This window comes from Fundidesulfovibrio butyratiphilus (assembly GCF_054657235.1).
Genome location: NZ_BAAHXA010000001.1, coordinates 1,368,357 through 1,389,039, shown reverse-complemented (window position 1 = coordinate 1,389,039; position 20,683 = coordinate 1,368,357). Strand labels below are relative to the sequence as shown.

The window sequence follows — 20,683 nt, the reverse complement described above, 5'->3', positions numbered from 1 at the left end:
GGGTCACTCTCCCAGGTAGGCGCGACGGATTTCCGGGTCGGCCAGGAGATCGGCGGCCGGTCCGGAGAGGGCGATGCGGCCCGTTTCCATGACGTAGCCCCGGTGGGCCAGCCCCAGGGCCAGGTTGGCGTTTTGCTCCACGAGCAGCACGGTGACGCCCTGTTCGCGGTTGATGCGGGCGATGATGTCGAAGATCAGTTGCACGATCAGGGGAGCCAGGCCCAGCGAGGGCTCGTCCAGGAGCAGGAGCTTGGGCCGGCCCATGAGCGCCCGGGCGATGGCCAGCATCTGTTGTTCCCCGCCGGAGAGGGTGCCGCCTTTTTGGGCGCGGCGTTCGTACAGCTTGGGGAACACCGCGTAGAGCTGGTCCAGGTCGCGGACGATTTCGGCCCGGTCGGTGCGGAAGAAGGCGCCCATCTCCATGTTTTCGGCCACGGTCAGCAGGGGAAAGATGCGCCGTCCCTCGGGAACCTGGCACAGGCCCATGACGGGGAGCTTTTCCGGGGCCAGGCCGGCGGTGGAGCGGCCCTGGTAGAAGACCTCTCCGGCCATGGGGCGCAGGATGGAGCTTATGGTCATGAGGGTGGTGGACTTGCCCGCCCCGTTGGCCCCGATGATGGTGACGATCTCGCCCTCGTCCACGGCAAGCGACACCTCGCGGATGGCCGGGGCCACGCCGAATCCGGCGCTTACGCCGCGAAGCTCCAGGATCGGGGCGGCCATCAGTGGGATTCCTCGGAGCGTCGGCCCACCCGGGCCGCCGGAATGAGCCCGGCCGGACGGAAAAGCATCATCACCGTCATGGCCGCACCGAACACCAACATGCGGTAGACCTCGAACTGGCGGAACACCTCGGGCAGGGCGATGAGGGCCAGGGCCCCGAGCACGATGCCCGGTATCGAGCCCATGCCGCCCAGGACCACCATGGCCAGCACCATGGCCGACTCGATGAACGTGAACGATCCCGGCGACACGAAGCGCATCTTGGCCGCGAAAAAGGCGCCGGCCAGTCCGCCGAACACCGCGCCCATGGCATAGGCCAGCAGCTTGAGGGCGAAGGTGTTCACGCCCATGATCTGGGCGGCGGTTTCGTCTTCGCGGATGGCTTCCCAGGCGCGTCCGACGCGCGAATCGGCCAGGCGGCGCACTGCCACCACGGTGAACAGGCACAGCACGAGGATGAGAAAATACTGAGCCATGGGGGTGCGGATGAGAAGGCGCTCCAGTTCGAACCCCTTGGAGGGATCCGGCCAGTAGAGGACCGGGGCCTTGATGCCGAGCAGACCGTTGGGACCGCCGGTGAGCGACATCCAGTTGTTGAGGACGATGCGCAGGATTTCGCCGAAGCCCAGGGTGACGATGGCCAGGTAGTCCCCGCGCATGCGCAGGGTGGGATAGCCGATGACGCACCCGGCCAGGGCGGCGAGCCCCGCGCACAGAGGCAGGGCCAGCCAGAAGGAGAGATGAAAATGGATGGAGAGCAAGGCGTAGGTGTAGGCCCCCACGCCATAGAAGGCGATGTAGCCCAGGTCGAGCAGCCCGGCCAACCCCACGACGATGTTCAGGCCCAGGCCCAGGGTCACGTAGACGAGCACGTTGATGGCCACGTCCTGTCCGTAGCGCGAGGTCATGAAGGGAAAGGCGAGCAGGGCGGCCAATCCGGCCAGGATCCAGAATTGATTCGGCACGCGCCCCGCCGTGTGGCGCAGGCTGCGCAGCGGGGCGGAAAGGGGACGTCCCAGCGGGCCGCGCAAGCGCCACAACGTCCAGCACAGGGCCGCTCCCAGCCCGGCCAGTCCCACCAGCTTGGCCGCCGGAACAAAGGTCACGCCCTGGGCGCTGACGCCGGTCATGGGCCACAGGAGCAAAAAGAGCCAGGCTCCGGCCACAACGACGGTCTTGGCTGCGCGTCTAGACCCGGGTGTCATTGATGTTCTCGCCCAGAAGGCCGTTGGGCATGAAGTAGAGCACCGCGATGAGGATGATGAAGGCGAACACGTCCTTGTATTCGCCCGAGATGTAGGCGGCGGCGAAGATTTCGGTCATGCCGATGATGAGTCCGCCCAGCATGGCGCCGGTGATGGACCCGATGCCCCCGAGCACGGCGGCGGCGAAGGCCTTGATGCCCGGTACGAAGCCCATGTCGAACCGGACCGAGCCGTAGTAGAGTCCGACCAGGATGCCGGCCGCGGCGGCCAGGGCCGCGCCGATGGCGAAGGTCATGGAAATGATGCGATCCGGGCTGATCCCCACCAGGGTGGCCATGACCCGGTCCTGCGAGGTGGCCCGCATGGCCGCGCCCATGCGCGAGCGAAACACCAACCGGTTGAGTCCCACCAGAAGAAGCGCGGTGACCGCCAGGGCTCCCACCTGCAGGTAGGTGAAGGAGAACTGGCCCACGGAGAACGCGCCCTTGGCGAACACGCCGGGGTAGGTCTTGTCGTAGACGCCTTGGGTGAGCATGAGCCCGTTCTGCAAAAAGATGGACATGCCCAGCGCCGACAGCAGCACCGACAGCTTGGACGCCCGACGAAGCGGCTTGTAGGCGACCTTTTCCACTCCCATGGCCAGCAGGGCGCAGTAGGCCATGGCCAGGACGAAGGCCGCGCTCAGGCAGAGCCAGGGATGGGTTTCCATATAGCCCTGTCCGGTCATCCAGGCCAGGACCACGATGCCGATGTACCCGCCCGAGGCGAAAATTTCCCCGTGGGCGAAGTTGATGAGCCCAATGATGCCGTAGACCATGGTGTAGCCCAGGGCGATGAGGGCGTAGAAGCCGCCCAGGGTGACGGCGTTTATGAGCTGGTGGAGAAAAAAATCCATGTCGCGGTCGTGTCCGTGGTCCGCCGGGTGGAAGTCTGAAGGTTCGGGCCAAGCCGGGCGCGGGTGGGCGCTTACCGTGCGCCGCCGGCCCACGCGGTCGGCGTTCATTGAGCAGACTCGCGTCGGGTTCGTCAAGGTCCCTCTTGGAACGGCCCGGCGCGCAAAGACGCCCTCCTTAGCACGGCCCGGCCCGGCCGGCAAGGCCGGGGAGCGGTCCGGCCCGGAAGACGTCGCAAGAGGGCGTGCGGTCGTTTTTAGGACCGGAACAGAAAATACACCGCGCCCACCAGACACAGTCCGGCCCAAAGGTGGTCGAGCTTGAGGGGCTCGCCCATGTAGAACACGGAAAAGGGCGCGAAAACCAGAAGGGTGACGACCTCCTGGGTGATTTTGAGCTGGGGCAGGGAGAGGGCCTGGAACCCGATGCGGTTGGCCGGCACCTGGAGCAGGTACTCGAACAGGGCGATGCCCCAGGAGGCGACGGCGGCCAGCCACCAGGGCCTCGATTGCAGGTTCTTCAGGTGCGAGTACCAGGCGAAGGTCATGAACACGTTGGAGGCCACGAGCAGGCCCACGGTGGTGAGGATGGTGCGGTTGAACATGGATGTGTCCGCCTGAAGGCGCAACGGTCCGGGCGGGCCGTGTCGCCTGGCCGGAACGCCTGGGGCGCGTAGCGGCGGGTTGGTGGCGTTTCGCCGCGCGGGGTCTTTTGTCCGGGCGCGGTGGTGGGGCCGCGTCCCGGGCCCGGGGGCGGCGGGGGGCGGTCCGTTTTCGGGGGCCTGCACACGGAAGGGGAGGCGAACCGCGTCCGCCTCCCCTTTGCAATCCGGCCTGGCCGGAGGTCGTAAAGCCGTACCGGCTAGAACATCTTGCCGGTTTCGGGGTTCCAATATTCCTTGAACTTGTCTCCGACCACCTTGAAAATCACGTAGTTGGAGCCCGAGTCGCCGTTTTCGGCGAAACGGATGGTCTTGGAGGCCCCGGTCTGGTTGAGCTTCAGGAGTTGGGCCCGCACCTTGTCGGGATCGGTGCTCTTCGCGGCCTTGATGGCGGTGAGCAGGCTGTAGGCCGAGTCGAAAGCGTACGCCGAGTACGCGCCGGGCTCGCCGTGCATGGCCTTGTACTTTTCCAGGAACTTCTTGTACACCGGCGCGCTCTTGTCGGCGTAGCCGAAGGTGAAGTACACGCCCTGGGCGTCTTCCGGGGCTTCCTTGATGAAATTGGGATGGTACACCGCGTCCTGGGAGAGCACGGGGATCTTGATGCCCTTCTGGCGCATCTGCTTGATCATGCGGATGCCCGCAGAATAGTTCTGCAAGCTCATGTAGAAGACGTCGGGATTGGCCTGCTTCACCTTGTCGAGCAGGGCCGAATAGTCCATGTCGCCTTCGTTCACATGGTCTTCGGCCAGCACCTTCATGCCGGAGGTCTTGGCCTTTTCAGCCACGTACTCGGCCAGATGCTGCGAGTAGGTGGTCTTGTCGTCCACGATGAAGACGCTCTTGGCCTTGAGCACCTGGGTCATGAACTTCACGGCCGCGTCGGACTGGTGCACGTCCAGGCCGCACATGCGGAACATGTACTTGAAGCCGCGCTGCGTGACCAAGGGATTGGTGGAAGCCGGGGTGATCATGATGATCTTTTCGTCGTTGAGCACTTCCGAGGCCGGAATGGTGGCCGAAGAGCAATACTCGCCGATGACGCCCGCCACCTTGAGGTTGGCCAGCTTGTTGGCGCCGGCAACCGCCTGGCGGGGATCGCATGCGCCGTCCTGCACTTCCACGACGATGTCCGAGAAGCCGGGCACGCCGCCTTCGGCCTTGAAGACTTCCACGGCGGTCTTCACGCCCTTGACGATGTCGTTGCCGTCGGCGGCCGACGAGCCGGAAATGGGAGCCAGCACGCCGATCTTCAGGGGTTCGGCGGCAAAGGCCGTCTGGACCAGGCCCAGAGCGAGAATCAGGGCGGCCAACCAGGTTGCGCGTTTCGCCATGACGTCCTCCTTCTTAATGGTGATGGGTGCGAAAAGGGTTAATGGGCCGTGCCGAGGTAGGCCTCGATGACCCGTTGGTCCTTGCGGATGGCTTCGGGAACGCCCTCGGCGATCTTCTCGCCGTGCTCCAGCACCACGATGCGGGTGCAAAGCCCCATGACCACCTTCATGTCGTGCTCCACCATGAGCACGTTCATCCCCAGGCCGAGAATGCGCTCGATGTCGTGCATGAGCGCGGCGGATTCGGTGGGGTTGAGGCCGGCGGCGGGCTCGTCGAGCAGAATGGTGCGGGGCTCGCTGGCCAGGGCGCGGGCGATTTCCAGGCGGCGTTGCAGGCCGTAGGGCAGGTTTTTGGCCTGTTCGTCAGCCAGGTCGGAAAGCCCCATGAAATCGAGCGCTTCCAGGGACTTTTCCCGAATGCGCCGTTCTTCGGCCCGTTGGCTGGCCGGGCGCAGCACCGCTCCGAGCACTCCGGCCCTGGTGCGGGCGTGCTGGGCGATCATGACGTTTTCGAGCGCGGTCATGTTCTGAAAGAGCCGGATGTTCTGAAAGGTCCGAGCCAGGCCGAGCTTGAGAATTTCGTGGGGCGCCACCCCGGAGAGCTTGGTGTTGTCGTAGGAAACCGTTCCCGACGACACGGAATACACGCCGGTGATGACGTTGAACACCGTGGTCTTGCCCGCGCCGTTGGGGCCGATGAGCCCGAGGATTTCCCCCTCGCCCAGTTCGAAACTCACTTCGACCAGGGCCAAAAGCCCGCCGAAGCGCACGGAAACGTCCTCGAAAACCAGATGGGCCATGGGAAAGGGGATGCTCCTTCTTGGGAATGTGGCGAACGGGTTCGCATACCCTTGCGAACGAAAATCCGCAAGGTTGCCGGGCGCGACGTGGCGCGGAGCCTGGTCGGGCGCAGCCTGGCGTCAGGGGCGTTTCACGGCCCGTTCGAAGGCTTCCAGGGTTTTTTCGGCCGTGGCGCGCCAACTGAAACGGCTTTCGTTGTCCCGGCCCTTGCGCGTCAAGTCGGCTCGCAGATTCGGTTCCGCCGCCACCGTGGCCATGGCCTGGGCCAGGGCGTTCGTGTCCGCCGGGTCCACCATGAGGGCCGAATCCCCGGCCACCTCGGGCAGGCTGGCGGCGTTGGAACAGATGACCGGCGCGCCCACGGCCTGGGCTTCGAGCACGGGCAGGCCGAATCCCTCGAAAAACGACGGAAACACGAAAGCCAGGCAGGCGGCGTAGAGCGCGGGCATGTCCTGGCGCTCCACGTAGCCCAGGCGGCGCACCCGATCGCCCAGGCCCAGGTCCCCGACCCATGTGCTCCAGCGGTCGTTCCAGGAAAGGCCGCCGGTGATCACCAGGTCGGCCGGGGTCTGGTCCTTGATCCTGGCGAAGGCTTCCAGCAGGCCGCGCAGGTTCTTTCTGGGCGAAACATTGCCGGTATAGAGAAAAAACGGGCGTTCCAGGGCGTGGCGTTTGCGAAAACGAAACACCGTGTCGCTTTCCACGGGCTGGTGGTACAGGGGATCGGCCGCCAGCGGCGTGACCGTGATCCTGTCCTCGGGCGCGCCGAGAATTTCCAGCAGGTCGCGTTTGGTGTTTTGCGAAATGGCCACCAGCCCCTGGGCGCGTCTGGCGGTGTAGGCCATGGCCCGTTTCATATAGAGGGTGTCGGCCAGGCGGTACATGCGCGGACCCTTGTGAAAGTACCCCAGGTCCATGATGGCGGCCACGGCCTTGCAGGGAACGCGCGGAGGCATGTTGGACGAGGGAAAAAACGCCAGGTCGATTCTCTCCTTGGCCAACGCGCCGGGAAGGCGCAGCCAGTCGAAGATCAGGCGGTTGGAGCACTCCAGGCTGACTTCCTCGACGCCCTTGAAGCTGCCGAAAAAAGCCATGCGCGAATACACGAGCACGTAGGTGTTTTTCCTGTCGCATTCGAGCAGGGCGTCTATCAGGCTTTGCAGGTATTCCTTGACGCCGCCCGAGGCGTATTCCAGACTTCGGCAACTGATGGCTATGCGCATGGGTCATCGACAGGGGTTGGGGTTTCTTGCGGACGCGGGCGGACTTCACAGCATTTTCCGTCCCAAGTAAAGCCCTCCGGCTTCCGTGCTTTACCGGAACCGGTCCCGGACGAGCCCGCGCGCCGGTCGGCATAACGCGCCCTGGCCGAGGGACGGGCGCACGAAGGACAAAAGACACGCCATGCACCCACGCTACGCCCTTTACTGGGCCCCTCCGGCAGGCAGTCGCCTCTGGATCCTCTGCAGCGCCATTCTCGGCCGCGACGCCGAAACAGGACAGCGCGTGACCCAGCCCGATCTGCCCGGGTTTTCCCCCGAACGTCTGGCCGAACTCACCGCCGCGCCCAGACGCTACGGGCCGCACGCCACGCTCAAGGCCCCGTTTCGACTGGCCGAGGGGCGCACCCTGCGCGGACTCGAAGACGCCGTGCAGGCCTTTGCCGCCGAACGCGCGGTTTTCGCCCTGCCCGGGCTGGCCGTGGCCCAGGTGGGCCACTTTCTGGCCCTGCGCACCACCGCGCCCTGCGAGGCGTTGGGTGCCCTGGCCTTCGACTGCGTGGAGCTCTTCGACGATTTTCGGGCCCCGGCCTCGCCCGAGGAGTTGGCCAAACGCCGGGCCAAAAAACTTTCGCGTCGACAAGAGGAACTGCTCGAACGCTACGGCTACCCGTATGTGGCCGAGGAATACCGCTTTCACGTCACGCTCAGCAACTCCATCGCCGACGACAACGAACGCGAAAAACTGCAACACGCCCTGGAAAGTCTGCTCTTCGAACGCGTCAGTCGGGAATTGGAGCACGTCACCCTGTCCGAGATCAGCCTCTTTCTACAACCTGGCGACAACGAACCCTTCTCCCTGTACCGACGGTTTCCGTTTGGCGGCTAGGGGGGAGGGGAGAAGAAGAGGCAGTCGGGGGAGGAAACTTTTTTGAAAAAAAGTTTCCTCCCCCGAACCCCCTCTTTTAAAAAACTGTAGCTTTGGGTGTGGTGTCGCGCAAACGCTACGGTTTGCCGCTACGTTCTTTTGCGTGCGAAAAGTCGGGATGCGTTTAAGCGTCCGATATGGGCTGCGCAATCTTCGCCCTCTCACGGACAAGGACAAAGTTTATTGGTGAGGGGAGGGGCCTGGGGAGGGGAGCCCCTTTGTTTCAAAAAAAGGGCTCCCCTCCCCAGTCTTCTCTTTCCTCTCTTTTCCTTTTCCCCTTAAAACGCCAATCCATACTTCCTGCGGACCCAGGAGCGGCAGGGTTCCCAGCGGGCGTTGGCCAGGCAGGGGGGCTTGCGTCCGGCGGCCAGGGCTTTGAGTTCGGCCAGGGCCGAGCCCAGTCGCAGTTCCATGGTGACGGCCTTGACGGCCAGGGCGTGCAGGGGGCTTTTGCCGTAGCGGGACTGGCACAGGGCCACTTCGCGTCGGAACACTTCGCCCCAGGTGGCGGTCTTGGACGATGGGTGCAGCCGGAAGGCGGCCAGGGTATGCGGGATGGCCAGCATGCGCCGTCCCTGGCTCATGCGTTGAAAAAGGTCGAAGTCCATGCAGTAGGAAAAGGCCGGGTCGATGCCGCCCACGGCGCGGTAGGTTTCGGCCCGCCAAAAGGTGGACTGCTGGGGCACGGCCATGGTGTGTCGCATCTGTCTGGCCGAGGGGCGCCAGGGCATGTCCACCAGCACGGGCGTTCCGTGCGGGTTCACCAGCGCGCAGTCGCCGCTGACCATGGCCACGTCGGGATTGTCGGCAAAGGCGCTGGCCACGCGGACCAGCGCTCGTTGGTCCCAGAAGTAGTCATCGGAGTTGAGCCAGCAGAGGATCTCGCCGGAGGCGCGTTCGAACCCTTCCATGAGCGCTCGGGTCTGGCCTTCGTCCTTGCGGAATCTGGCGTAGGCCAAATGTCCGCCCCATTGCTCCACCACGTGGCGGGTGTCGTCCGTGGACCCCCCGTCGAGCAGGATGTGCTCCACGCGAACGTCTTGCTGGCCGGATACGCTGCGCAGGTTGTCCGCCAGGAACGCGCCCTGGTTGAACGACGTGGTCACGACCGAAATGCTGGGCAACCGCGCCATGCCTACTCCCGTCCCGCCGCTTGGCGCAGCACGCGCCACAGGGTTTCGCCGGCGCGGTCCCAGCGGAACTTGGCCGAGTGGACGAAGCCCTTGGCGATCATGGAGCGGCGCAGGTCCGGGGTGTCCAGAACGCGGGCGATGGCCGCGGCCAGGTCCTTGGGGGAATGGGGATTGAAGGGAAGACCCGCGTCGCCGGCCACTTCGGGCAGGCTGGTGGCGTTGGCGTAGAGCACGGGCGCGCCCGAGGACTGGGCCTCGACCACGGGGAAGCCGAATCCCTCGTAGAGCGAGGGGAACACGTAGGCCAGGGCCAGACGGTAGGCTTGGCAGAGGTCGCTTTCGGAAAGGTAGCCCAGGCAGCGCACCTTGTCTTCGGGAAACCCCTCGGGCAGATGGTTCAGCAGGGCCTGGCGGTCGCCGAACCCGGCCACGGCCAGAAGCGGAATGTCGCGTCCGCCCTGGCGCAGGATTTCCAGGGCCTTGGGCACCACGGCGAGGTTCTTGTGGGGTTGCAGGTTGCCGGCGGTGAGCAGGAACGGTTCGCGCAGGTCGTGGCGGGCGCGGAAATCGTCTTCGAGATGGAGTTCGTCCTCGCGTGGGGGGCGAAAATGGGCCATGTCCACCCCGTAACAGGGCAATACTTCGAGCTTTTCGGCTTTTTTCCCGAAGACGCGCCGCATTTCCCGTTTGGACGATTGCGTACCGGTGAGGGCGCGATCCGCGCGGCGAAGCCCGGCCCCGTGGCGCAGGCGAAACACGGTGCGGATGTGCCAGGCCAGGGTCTCGGGGTGCTCGGCCCAGAGCACGTCGTGGTACATGCCCACGGCCTTGCCCGGAGTGAGCGGAGGAAACATGCCGTCCGGGGAAAAATAGACGTGCTGGCGCCGGGTGAGATAGTGCCAGGCCATGCCGGTCTGTTGCCAGGCGTAGAGCGAGGGACAGTGCGCGGCCACGGTGCGGATCGTGCCGGACTCGACAAGTTCGAGCGCCTTGGGATTGACCAGCGGGCGCCCCGAGAACAACGTGAAGCGGGCTTCCTCGCCCGCGGCCTCCACCACGTGGGGCAGAATGCACTCCAGATACCGGCCGATGCCGGTGCGAAAGGAATAGGCGAGCGGGCTGGCGTCGACGCCCACGCGAAGGACCTTGACCATGGTTGGGGACTCCGGCGCGTTGACATGCGCCAAATATGTGGAATAGGCAAGGGGGTTCATGCGCATCGTCATAGAGGCCGCGCCCCCCGCTGGGCTCATCGCCACCCTGGGCCAGACCCTTCGTCTGGCCGACCCCTTCCGGCTCGTCCGCTCCCTGTGGAGTCGGCGCGAATTGTTGCGGGAATTCACCCGCCTGGAGTTTTCCGGCCGCTACCAGGGCACGCACCTGGGCCTGGCCTGGGGACTCATCACCCCGCTGGTGACGCTGGCGGTCTACACCTTCGTCTTCGCCTACGTGCTCAAGGCGTCGTGGAGCGGCGCGGGCTCGGCCGGCGGCATGCTCGGCTACGCTCTGGCCCTGTTCACCGGCCTGGCCTGCTTCGAGGCGCTTTCCGGCGCGGCGTCGCGCGGGGCGCAGCTCATGAGCGAGAACGTCAACTTCGTCAAGAAGGTGGTGTTTCCCCTGGAAGTGCTGCCCGTGAGCGTGGCCCTGGCCCTGGTGCTGCAATCGGCCCTGAGCCTGTGCCTGGTGGTCGCGGCCAGGCTCTGCATAGGCGAGACGCCGGGAATGGCCGCCCTGCTGGCTCCGCTGGGTTTCGTTCCGCTCGTGCTGCTGGCCGCCGGGCTGGGGCTATGGCTCGCGCCCGTGGGCGTGGCCGCCCGCGACGCGGGCCAGATGGTGGGTGTCTTCATGCAACTGTATTTCTTTCTCACGCCCATCGTCTACCCCCTGTCGGCCGTGCCGGAGCGCTACCGGTTTTTGCTGGCCTTGAATCCCCTTTATCCGGTCATCGACCACTTCCGGCGCACGCTGCTTTTCGACCAGCCGCCGGACTGGACCGGGCTGGGCCTGGTCACCCTCTTCGCCCTGGTCTTTTTTCTTCTTGGCTACGCTTGGTTCATGCAGCTCAAGAAGGTCTTCGCCGATGTGCTCTAGCGGCTCGCGCCACACGGACGCGCAACCCCAGGTCGTGGTGGAGGGCGTCAGCAAGGTCTACCACCTGTACAAGCGCCCCCAGGACCGCTTGCGCCAGATGTTCGCCCTTGGCGGAACCAAGCTCTACAAGGAGCATTGGGCGCTTAAGGACGTGAGCTTCACGGTGATGCCCGGCGAGTCCTTCGGCATCATCGGCCGCAACGGCGCGGGCAAGAGCACGCTTTTGCAGATTCTGGCCGGAGTGCTGCAACCGAGCGCCGGACGGGTGGAGCGCCCCGAGCGGGTGGCCGCCCTGCTGGAACTGGGCAGCGGGTTCAAGCCCGAGTTCACGGGCCGTCAGAACATCTTCGTCAACGCGGCCGTGCTCGGCGTGCCGCGCAAGGTGACCGAGACCCGCCTGGACGACATCATCGCCTTCGCCGACATCGGGGCGCACATCGACCAGCCCGTGCGCACCTACTCCAGCGGCATGTTCATGCGCCTGGCCTTTGCCGTGACCATCAGCCTCAAGCCCGAGGTGCTCATCGTGGACGAGGCCCTGGCCGTGGGCGATGTGTTCTTCCGCCAGAAGTGCTATGCTCGGCTGGAGGCCCTCATGGAAGAGGGCGTGAGCGTGATTTTGGTCTCCCACGCCATGAACGACGTGGCCCAGTTCTGCCGGCGGGCGCTTTTTCTGGAGCGTGGGCAGGTGCGCTTTCTGGGGTCGGCCATGGAGGCGGTGAAGCTCTACATGCTGGCGGCCAGCGGCCAGGCGGGGCGGACCGCCGGCCAAGGCGAGGGCGAGGCGCGTCCCCTGCCCGAGGGGTTCGGCCAGGAGGACTTCTGGCCGGCCGGGGACGCCTTCGTGGACCTTGCCGGCGCGGGCCGGGCCGAATCGGGCTTGGCCACCTGCGCGCGCGTGGCCCTGACCGACGTTACGGGAGCCCCGTGCGCGGCCTTCGAACAGGGCGACACGGCGATATTTTACGTGGAATACCGCGCCGAGGCCGATATCGAGGTCCCGGTGGCCGGGGTGGAGCTCATAAGCGACAAGGGCGTCATCGTTTTCGGCAAGAACACCTTGCAGTTCGACTGTCTGGTGCCCGAGTGGGTCCCGGCCGAATCGACCCTGCGTTTTCGCTACGAGGTGAAGCTCGACCTGGCCGTGGGCGAATACACCTTCGGCCTGGGGCTCACCACCATGGGCGCGGCGGACTACGCCCGGCGCGCGGACATGACCCATCCCGAACTCGACTCGCGCAACACCGTGCTCTCCACCCTGACCGGGGCGGGGCGTCTGGCCGTCACCTTTCGCAGCGTGGGCTCGCGGCCCGTGCAACTCACCCACCACGGCGTGGCCGATCTGCCGGGCTCGGCCAGCCTGAGTTTCCTGCCCGGCGGAATTCCATGACCGATCAGGACAAAACCCGGCAGGCCCTCGAGGCCGTGATCCGGGACCTCAGTTGCGGTTTTCGGGCCGAGGCTCCGTTGCCCGCCTTGGCGGACAGGGCGCTGCTCGTCTGGGCGCGCCTGTGGCGCGTGCGCGATCTGGCCTGGCGGGCGCTTCGCCGCCTGTACCCCAGGCTGGCCGTGGACAGGCGTCCCTTCGAACGCCCGGTGGTGGCCGTGGACCTCTTGCCGCTTCTGCCCGGCGGGGCCAACGGCGGGGCCAAGGTGTTCACCCTGGTGCTTTTGGAAACCATGGCCCGCCTGGCCCCGGACTGGACCTTCGTGCTGGCGGCCAATCCGGCCAGCGTGGAGGAACTCGCGGCCCTGGCCGGCGAAAACGTCGTGGTGGTGGAGGCCAAGAGCGCCTGGCAGGCCGCGCCGCCGAAAAAAATCGCCGGCAAACGCATCGACTGCTGGTTCTGTCCCTTTACCCGGCCCTATTTTCAGCGCCCGGAAATCCCGCTCGTGAGCGTGATCTACGACCTGCAATACCACTACTATCCCCAGTTCTTCAGCGAGGCCGAACGCCAGGGCCGCGACCAGACCTTCCAGTTGGCCGCGCGCCGGGCCGCTCGCCTGGCCTGCATCTCGCACTACGTGCGGGGCACGGTGCTCGAACAGGCCGATCTGCCGCCAGAAAAGGTGCGCACCGTCCACATTACCGTGCCTTCGCGCCTGACCGCCCCGCCTCGACCGCGCGCCCGGGAGATTCTCGACCGCCTGGGACTGACCGAGAACGCGTTTTTTCTCTACCCGGCCAATTTCTGGCCGCACAAGAACCACGCGGCCCTGCTCACCGCGTTCGGCATGCACCTTGCCGCCAATCCGGACTCGCCGGCCAAGCTCGTGCTCACCGGCGCCGACACCGGGCTGGCGGCGTCCCTCCGGGAGGCGTCCGCCACCATGGGGCTGGCCGACAAGGTGCTCTTCACCGGCTACGTCACCGACGAGGAGCTGGCCGCGCTCACCACCGGCTGTCTGGCCCTGGTCTTTCCCTCGCTGTTCGAAGGGTACGGCATGCCTGTGGCCGAGGCCATGAGCCTGGGCAAGCCGGTCTTGTGCTCCAACCTCACCAGCCTGCCCGAGGTGGGTGGCGAGGCGGTTCTGTATTTCGATCCGCGCAAGCCGCAGGAGATCGCGGCGGCCATGGGCCTGGTGGAGTCCCGGCCCGATCTGGCCGCGGACATGGCCGAACGCGGACGCACCCAGGCCAGGAGCCTGGGCGGACCGCGCGACATGGCCAGGGCCTACCTGGGGCTTCTGGAGGAAGCCATGCGCGGTCTGGGACGCCAGAGCCTGGCCGTGACCGGGGTCGAAGCGGACGGCTCGGCCGGACCGCGCGTGTTCGCCGCTTTCGGGGCCGCACCCGGCAGGCAGTGGATCGAGGCCGAGTTCGTCCTGGCCAGGGAGGCCGCGCCCCTCGCCTGCGAAGTCCTGCACGACGGCAAGCTGGCCCTGCGGCGCGACCTGGCTCCCGGCGGCGCCGTGCGCCTTCGCCGTCTGGCCTCGCCCTACGGCGGGTGTCTGGAATGTTCTTTCACCACGGCGGACGGCTCCCCCGCGCGGGGGCTGACCTGCGTCCGCCTGGCCCTGACCGGATTCGGGGCCGACGTGGACCTGCGCCCCCGCGACAAGGAGAACGGCCATGGCGACGCCTAGCCTCAGGCTTTCTGTGATAACGCCCTCGTTCAACCAGGGACGCTTCATCGGTCGCACCGCCGCTTCGGTGCTCGGCCAGGGAGTGGACGTGGAATACGTGGTCATGGACGGCGGCAGTTGCGACGCCACGGCCGAGGCGCTTCGTCTGTTCGAAGGGCGGTTGCTTTTCATTTCCGAACGCGACAAGGGCCAGACCGACGCCCTCAACAAGGGCATCGCCGTGACCAGCGGCGAAATCATCGGCTGGGTCAATTCCGACGACGTGCATTATCCCGGCGCGTACAAGGCCGTGCTGGACCACTTCGCCGCCCACCCGGAGTGCGACGTGGTCTACGGTCAGGCCGACCACATCGACGAAAACGACGCCTGGATCGAGGACTATCCCACCGAGCCCTTCGACCTGGACGCCCTGACCGAACGCTGCTTTTTCTGCCAGCCGGCCGTGTTCTTCCGCCGGCGGGCGGTCGGGCGCTGGGGGTTGCCCGACGTGAACCTGCGTTACAGCATGGACTACGAGTTCTGGCTGCGTCTGGCCCTGGCCGGGGCGCGCTTCGACTTTCTGCCGGTCAAGCTGGCCGGTTCGCGCTTCTACGCCGACACCAAGACCCTGGGCCAGCGGGTGCCGGTCCACGCCGAAATCAATTCCATGCTGCATACCGCCCTGGGCCGCACGCCGGATCGCTGGCTGTGCAACTACGCCCACGCCCTGCTGTCCGACAAGCTGGGCCTTGACCGCCGGAGCCGGCTCTTCGCCCCCTTGGCCGGAGCCGTTTCCCTGGGGGCGAGTCTGCGCTGGAACCGGGGGATTTCCGCCGGGCTTTGGCGCACGGTGCGCTCCTGGCTGGGGGCCTAGCGTGCTCGTGGGCCTCGATGTCAGCCAGACCGGCGCGGGCAAGGCCGGGTGCGGCTACCTGGCCCACGCCCTGGCCCTGGCCCTGGCCGAACAGGCCGCACCGGACGACCATTTCGTCCTCTACCCCCACTTCGGCGACCTCTATTGGGAGCCCAGACCCGCCGCCTGCGTGCGTCCCGCCTCGTCGGCCGGAGCCACGTTCTCCCAGGGGCCGACCTTTCGCCGCTTCGAGGCCTGCAAACGGTTTTGGCGCACTCCGCCCGGAGACTTCGAAAAACGCCTGGGCAACCCGGACGTGGTGCACGCCAACAATTTTTTCTGCCCCAAGGGCCTCACCCGCGCCCGGCTGGTCTACACGCTCTACGACCTCTCCTTTCTCGAAAATCCGGCCTGGACCACCGAAGCCAACCGCGTGGGCTGCCTGGATGGCGTGTTCGGGGCCAGTCTGCGGGCGGACTTCATCCTTTCCATCTCCCAAGCCAGCCTGGACCACTTTCTCGCCGTCTTTCCCCATTATCCGGTCGAACGAACGGCCGTCATGCCCCTGGCCAGCCGCTTTTCGAACCAGAGTCCCCAGGAGCGCCCCGCCGCCCTCAAGGACCTGGAGCCGGGCGGATACTGGCTTTCCGTCGGCACCATCGAGCCGCGCAAGAACCAGGACAAACTCTTCGAGGCCCTGGCCAGGCTGCCGGGGGAACGCCCCCTGGTGCTGGCCGGCGGGCGGGGTTGGCTCATGGACGACGTGGCCGGCCGCCTGGACGACCTGGGGCTTTCCGGCCGGGTGCGCCTCACCGGCTACGTCAGCGACGCCGAACTGGCCTGGCTCTACGCCAACGCCTTCGCCTTCGTGTATCCTTCGCTTTTCGAGGGATTCGGCCTGCCCGTGCTCGAAGCCATGAGCCTGGGTGCGGCCGTGGTCACTTCGCAGGCCTCCAGTCTGCCCGAAGTGGCCGGCGACGCGGCCTTGCTGGTGGACCCCGCCGATCCCGCCGCCATCGCCGCCGCCATGGCGCGCCTCGAAGACGACGCCACCCTGCGTGCTTCCCTGGCCGGACGCGGTCAACTTCGCTCCGCAAGGTTCCGTTGGAGCGCTACCGCCACGGCCGCCTTGCACGCCTACCGCGCGGCCCTGGACATGGGGCCGTATGGACAGTGCAAGTGAACGGAGGAGGGAAGATGGAGGAAGGAAGAGGGGCCTGGGGAGGGGAGCCCCTTTTTTGAAACAAAGGGGCTCCCCTCCCCAGGCCCCTCCCCTTACTAATAAACTTTGTCCTTGTCCGTGAGAGGGCGAGGATTTCGCAGCCCATACCGGACGCTCAAACCCATCCCGACTTTTCGCACGCAAAAGAACGTAGCGGCAAACCGTAGCGTAAGTGCGACATCGCACCCAAAACTGAAGTTTTTTGAAAGAGGGGGGGCGGGGAAGGAAACTTTTTTGAAAAAAAGCTTCCTCCCCCGACGGCCTCTTCTTGTTCGTTTTTTCCCCGCTGCCTCAACGCAGCTTCAGGGCCGTACGGATTTGGGTTTTCACTTGGGCGAAGTCGCGCAGGAAGTCGGGATCGTGGAAGAGGGCGTTGGCGATGACGGCGGCGGCGATTTTTCCGCCTTCGATGTCGGTGGGATAGTGTACGCCGCCCACCATGCGTTGCCTGGCGAAGCGGGTTCCCCGGGCGAAGAGTTCCGGGGCTTTTTCCGGAATCATGTTGGCGAGCACGATGGCGACGAGGTGGCCGAACGCGCTGTGTCCGCTGGGATAGGAGGAGCTGGTGGGCTTGGGCAGGCTCGGGTGCAGGGCCGGATCGACGAGGAAGGGGCGGGGTCTCTTCCAATGTTGCTTGGCCTGGCCGACGAAAAAGCTTTCGGTGGCGTGAACGCGTTCGAAAAAGAGGGCGATCCCGGCCAGGGTGTTGTCGTTGAATTCCTGCCCCAGAACGTCGGCGAAGCGGAACACGCTGCGTTCGCGGTCGGCCAGGGCGGCGGCTTCCTGTTCGGGGGTGCGAACTTTCTGCAGGGCGAGCAGCACGTCGAGATCGGCCTGGGCGGCGGGCGAGCCTGCGGCCGGGGGCGGGGCCAGTACGGTCACGAGGTTTACGCTGCTTTCGGCAAGGTAGTGGTTGGGGCCTTTGGTCCAGGCCGTCGAGGCAAGCAGCAGGACTGTCAGCAGGACGAAAAGCGAGCGGCGAGCGGCGAAGCGTAGGGTCATATGGGGAAACCGTCCCTGGTTGAGGTTGAAGCGAACGCGCAGGGCAACGCTTCAGGGTAGCAAGCCGGGTTGCCGGGGGCAAGGTCGGGCGCGTTCGGTCGGCGGCGCCGGGGCGTCTGGCGTCGGGTCGGGCGCGTCGTCGGCCGGGAGGGTTTGACAGCGGCCTTGCGAGGGCGCATAGTCCCGCGCGATTTTCGTTATGTCCAAGATCACAATAGCCAATCTTTCCAAGTCGCTTGGCGGACGAGACCTTCTGGCGGGCTTCAGCCTGGAGGTCCCCGGCGGCACGCGCCTTGCTGTGGTCGGTCCCAACGGCTGCGGTAAGAGCACGTTTTTGCGTCTTCTGGCCGGAGAATCCGAACCCGATTCGGGACGGGTGATTTTTTCCAGCGGAGCGCGTCTGGGCTACGTGGCCCAGGAGCTTTCCAGCCGGGACCTGGACGAACCCCTGCTTCCCTGGATCATGGAGGCGCTGCCTTCCTGGGGCGATTTCTGGCGCGAGTGGGAAGAGGCCACCCGGCAGGCGGACCAGCGTCGCCTTTCGGAGCTCTCGTCCCGTCAGGCGGAGTTGGAGCACAGCCTGGGCTACAATCCCGAACACCGGGCCAAGGCCATTCTTACCGGCCTGGGATTCAGGGAGAAACACTGGGACCAGCCGGTGCAAAGCCTTTCCGGCGGCTGGCGCGAGCGGGCCAAGCTCTCGCGGGTGCTGGTGGCCGGGGCCGACGTGCTGCTTTTGGACGAGCCCACCAACCACCTGGACATCGAGGCCGTGGAGTGGCTGGAGCAGTACCTGTTGTCCTTCGAGGGCGTTCTGGTGTTCGTGGCCCACGACCGGGTGTTTCTGGACCGGGTGGGCACCCAGGTGCTCTTTTTGGGCGGCTCCAAACCCGTGGTGCGTTCGGGCGGCTTTTCCGACTTTCTGGCTTGGCGGGAGCAGAATCAGGCGCAGACCGAACAGCGGATACAGCAACTGGGCCAAGCCATCGACCGGCAAATGGCCTTTGTGAGCCGCTTTCGCTACAAGGCCACCAAGGCGCGCCAGGCCCAGAGCAAACTCAAGGCCGCGGGAAAGCTGCAACGCGAGCTTGAGGGCGTGGCCCAGAATTTGACGAAAAAAGGCAAGACCCTCGACTTTCGTCTGCCCGAACCCGCCCGCGCGGACAAGAACATCCTGAGCGCCGTGGATCTGGAATACCGCTTTGACGGCGGACGCCTGATCTGGCCGCCGCTCACCTTCAACCTCTACCGGGGACAGAAGGTGGCCCTGGCCGGACCCAACGGCGCGGGCAAGACCACGTTGCTCAAGTGTCTGGTGGGCGAACTGACCCCCAAGGCCGGATCGGTCAAGATGGGGTCGCTTGTGCGGATGGGCTATTACAGCCAGCATCAGACCGAAATCTTGCGCGAAAACGAGACGGTCATGGGCGAGATTCGTCGCCTGTCCGACCCCAAGGCCTCCACCGAGGAGTTGTGCTCGGTGCTGGGGCTGTTCCTTTTGGGCGAGTCCTATTTCGAACGGTTCGTGCGCGACCTTTCCGGCGGGGAGAAGAGCCGTCTGGTGCTGGCCAGCCTGTTTCTGGCCAGGGCCAATTTTCTGGTGCTCGACGAACCCACCAACCATCTCGACCTGGAGACGCGCGAGGCCCTGGTCAACGCCCTGCTCGATTACGAGGGCACGCTGTTGTTCGTGGCGCACGACCGCTACCTGCTCTCCGAGGCGGCGGACACGGTCTGGACCGTGGGGCCGGAGGGCCTCAAGGAGTTCCTGGGCGGATACGAGGCCTACGAGGAGCATCTCAAGGCGGTCGCCCAGCTTCAGGCCGACGGCGTGGAGAGCGGACCCAAGGCGCGGGTGGAGAGCCGGGAGAGCCGCCAGGCGGAAAAGCGGCGCCAGGCCGAGGAGCGCAACGCGGTCTCGCGTCTGGTCAAGCCCAAGAAGGAGCGTTTGGCCGCCCTGGAGGCGGAGTTGGAGACCGCGCTCACCCGCCAGTCCGAAGTGGAGGTCCTGATGGCCGACCCGGACACCTACGCGGACACGGCCCGTTTTTCCGAGCTTTCGAAGGAATATTCTTCCCTGACCGACGCCGGGGACCGGCTGGTGGCCCAGATGAGCGAACTCGAAGACGAAATAACCGCTTTGGAAGCGCGCAAGGAGGCCGTGTGAGCGCTCCGGCCGACGCAGACCCGGAGTCCCGGCCCGTGAACGACCGGGAGAACGGCCCGGAGGCCGCCGCCGTGGAAGTCGCGGCCGCCATCTTGTGGCGCAAGGGCCGGTTTCTGGCCGTCAGACGCCCCGAGGGCAAGTCCCAGGCGGGACTGTGGGAGTTCCCCGGCGGCAAACTGGAGCCGGGAGAGTCCGGCGAGGCGGCCCTGGTGCGCGAGCTCGTCGAGGAACTGGGTATCGCGGCCGGTCCGGCCGAGTTCTGGAAAACCGTTGTCCATACGTATCCCCACGTCACGGTCCGCTTGAATTTCTTCCACATTCATGCTTTCAAAGGGGCTCCCCAACCGCTGGAGGGTCAGGCCCTGGCCTGGGTCACCCCGGCCGAGGCGGCGGACCTGCCCTTTCTGGAGGCCGACCGGCCCCTGGTGGCCGAACTGGCGGCCCAGGCGGCGCGTAACGACCAGACCCCGCCCACGGAGCTTCCCTTGCGCATCAGCGACCTTCTCGCCTCGGGCCGGCCCTTCGTCTCCCTGGAATTTTTTCCCCCCAAGGAAACAGACGCCTGGCCGGCCTTTTTCCAGGAGGTCTCGCGCCTGGAAGCCCTGAAGCCCTTGTTCGTCTCCGTGACCTACGGCGCGGGCGGCGGCTCCCAGGCCAACACGCTGGAGCTGGTGGCCAGGCTCAAACGCGACCACGGCTTGAATCCCATGGCCCACCTGACCTGCGTGGGAGCCAGCGAGGCCAAGCTGCGCGCCTTTCTGGACGGACTGGTGGCCGAAGGCGTGAACAACGTCCTGGCCTTGCGCGGCGACCCGCCCCAGGGCCAAGCCGACTTCCATCCCGAGGATGCGGCCTTTCAGCACGCTTCGGACCTCACGGCCTTCATTCGGGCCAACTACCCGGAGCTTTGCGTGGGCGTGGCCGGATATCCGGAAAAACATCCCCAGGCCCCCAGTCTGGACGTTGACCTGGACTACCTCAAACACAAGTGCGACCTGGGCGGATCGTTCGTCATCACCCAGCTCTTTTACGACAACGACGCCTATTTTTCGTACGTGGAAAAGGCCCGGGCCAAGGGGATCGACGTCCCCATCGTGCCGGGGATCCTGCCCATACTGAATCTGGGATCGGTCAAGCGCATCGCTTCGCTGTGCGGGGCCGTGTTGCCGGCTCCGCTTCTGGCCGAACTCGAAGCGGCCGACGCCTCGGGCCGGCCCGGCGCGGTGCGCCAGGCGGGCGTGGCCTACGCCAAGGCCCAGGCTCTGGACCTTCTGAGTCGGGGCGCTCCGGGCGTGCACCTCTATACCCTCAACAAGGCCCAGGCCTGCCTGGAGATAGCCGGGGACCTGCCTTTGTAGTCATCCCGGGCCGAGGGCAAAACGCC

General features: G+C 66.0%; 18 protein-coding genes. 8 read left to right on the top strand and 10 right to left on the bottom strand.

From position 1 onward, the window contains the following. Positions 1-3: 3 nt before the first annotated feature. The 7 genes from ACYQ01_RS06565 to ACYQ01_RS06535 form a co-directional block, all read right to left on the bottom strand. On the bottom strand, positions 4-723 hold the full coding sequence (locus ACYQ01_RS06565) for an ABC transporter ATP-binding protein (RefSeq protein ID WP_459933028.1): 720 nt from the start codon (positions 721-723) through the stop codon (positions 4-6). Continuing rightward, positions 723-1,928: an ABC transporter permease subunit gene (locus ACYQ01_RS06560; RefSeq protein ID WP_459933027.1), complete on the bottom strand. Its 1,206-nt coding sequence runs from the start codon at positions 1,926-1,928 to the stop codon at positions 723-725. The genes ACYQ01_RS06565 and ACYQ01_RS06560 overlap by 1 nt, the downstream gene beginning before the upstream one ends. Continuing rightward, the gene (locus ACYQ01_RS06555; RefSeq protein WP_459933898.1) at positions 1,912-2,823 is read right to left on the bottom strand and encodes a branched-chain amino acid ABC transporter permease; all 912 of its coding nucleotides are present in this window, start codon (positions 2,821-2,823) and stop codon (positions 1,912-1,914) included. Before ACYQ01_RS06555 ends, ACYQ01_RS06560 begins: the two co-directional genes overlap by 17 nt. A 254-nt stretch (positions 2,824-3,077) precedes the next feature. After that, entirely contained in the window at positions 3,078-3,425 is a 348-nt protein-coding gene (locus tag ACYQ01_RS06550; RefSeq protein ID WP_459933026.1) for a DMT family protein, read from the bottom strand. A 257-nt stretch (positions 3,426-3,682) separates the two neighbouring features. Beyond that, positions 3,683-4,816 carry a branched-chain amino acid ABC transporter substrate-binding protein gene (locus ACYQ01_RS06545; RefSeq protein WP_459933025.1) on the bottom strand — a complete coding sequence of 378 codons (1,134 nt, stop codon included), beginning with the start codon at positions 4,814-4,816 and terminating at the stop codon, positions 3,683-3,685. A gap of 38 nt (positions 4,817-4,854) precedes the next feature. Then, positions 4,855-5,616, bottom strand: a complete 762-nt coding sequence (locus ACYQ01_RS06540; RefSeq protein ID WP_459933024.1) for an ABC transporter ATP-binding protein — start codon at positions 5,614-5,616, stop codon at positions 4,855-4,857. A 120-nt stretch (positions 5,617-5,736) separates the two neighbouring features. Next, a complete protein-coding gene (locus ACYQ01_RS06535) occupies positions 5,737-6,840 on the bottom strand; it encodes a glycosyltransferase family 4 protein (RefSeq protein WP_459933023.1) in 1,104 nt (367 codons plus the stop codon). A 181-nt stretch (positions 6,841-7,021) separates the two neighbouring features. On the opposite strand from ACYQ01_RS06535, the gene ACYQ01_RS06530 reads away from it, so the two are divergent. Continuing rightward, on the top strand, positions 7,022-7,726 hold the full coding sequence (locus ACYQ01_RS06530; protein WP_459933022.1) for a DUF1045 domain-containing protein: 705 nt from the start codon (positions 7,022-7,024) through the stop codon (positions 7,724-7,726). 317 nt (positions 7,727-8,043) lie between these two features. Here ACYQ01_RS06530 and ACYQ01_RS06525 read toward each other — a convergent pair whose 3' ends face one another. Both ACYQ01_RS06525 and ACYQ01_RS06520 read right to left on the bottom strand, forming a co-directional pair. Further along, positions 8,044-8,898 carry a glycosyltransferase family 2 protein gene (locus ACYQ01_RS06525; RefSeq protein ID WP_459933021.1) on the bottom strand — a complete coding sequence of 285 codons (855 nt, stop codon included), beginning with the start codon at positions 8,896-8,898 and terminating at the stop codon, positions 8,044-8,046. Between the two features lie 2 nt (positions 8,899-8,900). Next, positions 8,901-10,052, bottom strand: a complete 1,152-nt coding sequence (locus tag ACYQ01_RS06520; protein WP_459933020.1) for a glycosyltransferase family 4 protein — start codon at positions 10,050-10,052, stop codon at positions 8,901-8,903. Positions 10,053-10,110: 58 nt separating this feature from the next. On the opposite strand from ACYQ01_RS06520, the gene ACYQ01_RS06515 reads away from it, so the two are divergent. From ACYQ01_RS06515 to ACYQ01_RS06495, 5 genes are read left to right on the top strand one after another with little or no spacing between them, the layout of a single operon-like run. Beyond that, the gene (locus ACYQ01_RS06515) at positions 10,111-10,989 is read left to right on the top strand and encodes an ABC transporter permease (RefSeq protein WP_459933019.1); all 879 of its coding nucleotides are present in this window, start codon (positions 10,111-10,113) and stop codon (positions 10,987-10,989) included. Continuing rightward, a complete protein-coding gene (locus ACYQ01_RS06510; protein WP_459933018.1) occupies positions 10,979-12,379 on the top strand; it encodes an ABC transporter ATP-binding protein in 1,401 nt (466 codons plus the stop codon). Before ACYQ01_RS06515 ends, ACYQ01_RS06510 begins: the two co-directional genes overlap by 11 nt. Next, positions 12,376-14,076, top strand: coding sequence for a glycosyltransferase family 4 protein (locus tag ACYQ01_RS06505; protein ID WP_459933017.1), 1,701 nt, complete (start codon positions 12,376-12,378; stop codon positions 14,074-14,076). Before ACYQ01_RS06510 ends, ACYQ01_RS06505 begins: the two co-directional genes overlap by 4 nt. Further along, positions 14,063-14,929: a glycosyltransferase family 2 protein gene (locus ACYQ01_RS06500; protein WP_459933016.1), complete on the top strand. Its 867-nt coding sequence runs from the start codon at positions 14,063-14,065 to the stop codon at positions 14,927-14,929. The genes ACYQ01_RS06505 and ACYQ01_RS06500 overlap by 14 nt, the downstream gene beginning before the upstream one ends. A gap of 1 nt (position 14,930) precedes the next feature. After that, positions 14,931-16,091, top strand: coding sequence for a glycosyltransferase family 4 protein (locus tag ACYQ01_RS06495; protein WP_459933015.1), 1,161 nt, complete (start codon positions 14,931-14,933; stop codon positions 16,089-16,091). Between the two features lie 330 nt (positions 16,092-16,421). Here ACYQ01_RS06495 and ACYQ01_RS06490 read toward each other — a convergent pair whose 3' ends face one another. Then, the gene (locus tag ACYQ01_RS06490; RefSeq protein WP_459933014.1) at positions 16,422-17,132 is read right to left on the bottom strand and encodes an acid phosphatase; all 711 of its coding nucleotides are present in this window, start codon (positions 17,130-17,132) and stop codon (positions 16,422-16,424) included. A 199-nt stretch (positions 17,133-17,331) separates the two neighbouring features. On the opposite strand from ACYQ01_RS06490, the gene ACYQ01_RS06485 reads away from it, so the two are divergent. Both ACYQ01_RS06485 and metF read left to right on the top strand, forming a co-directional pair. Next, the gene (locus ACYQ01_RS06485; protein ID WP_459933013.1) at positions 17,332-19,299 is read left to right on the top strand and encodes an ABC-F family ATP-binding cassette domain-containing protein; all 1,968 of its coding nucleotides are present in this window, start codon (positions 17,332-17,334) and stop codon (positions 19,297-19,299) included. Then, positions 19,296-20,657, top strand: a complete 1,362-nt coding sequence (metF, locus tag ACYQ01_RS06480) for a methylenetetrahydrofolate reductase [NAD(P)H] (protein WP_459933012.1) — start codon at positions 19,296-19,298, stop codon at positions 20,655-20,657. The genes ACYQ01_RS06485 and metF overlap by 4 nt, the downstream gene beginning before the upstream one ends. Positions 20,658-20,683: the final 26 nt, after the last annotated feature.